Below are 470 nucleotides of genomic sequence, written 5' to 3' on the forward strand. Positions count from 1 at the left end.
TCCGGCGGGACGGGTTCATCGCCTGGTCGCGGGAGGCATAAAGCCTTCCCCGGGCACCCGGTACGCGGGACGTAGGAGCGAGGTCACCCATGGCCAACACGCTGGTCGGTCGCAAGCGCATTCGCAAATTCTTCGGCAAGATCAAGGAAGTCGCCGAGATGCCGAACCTCATCGAGGTTCAGAAGGCATCCTACGACCAATTCCTGATGATGGACGAGCCGGAAGGCGGACGGGGCGACGAAGGCCTGCAGACCGTGTTCAAATCGGTCTTCCCGATCTCCGACTTTTCGGCGACCGCGCTCCTCGAATTCGTCAAGTACACGTTCGAACAGCCGAAATACGACGTCGACGAGTGTCGCCAGCGCGGCATCACCTTCGCGGCTCCCCTCAAGGTGACGCTGCGCCTCATCGTGTTCGATGTCGACCCGGATACCGGCGCGAAGTCCGTCAAGGACATCAAGGAGCAGGAC

Annotated in this window: 1 protein-coding gene; it reads left to right on the forward strand. The window is 61.5% G+C overall.

Annotated features, from left to right (window positions below; genetic code table 11):
• Positions 1–89 precede the first annotated feature (89 nt).
• Positions 90–470 (forward strand): hypothetical protein (locus VP06_RS33120; RefSeq protein WP_048468078.1); only part of this gene is annotated, 381 nt, incomplete at its 3' end.

This window comes from Methylobacterium aquaticum, assembly GCF_001043915.1.
GTDB classification, from domain to species: Bacteria; Pseudomonadota; Alphaproteobacteria; order Rhizobiales; family Beijerinckiaceae; genus Methylobacterium; species Methylobacterium aquaticum.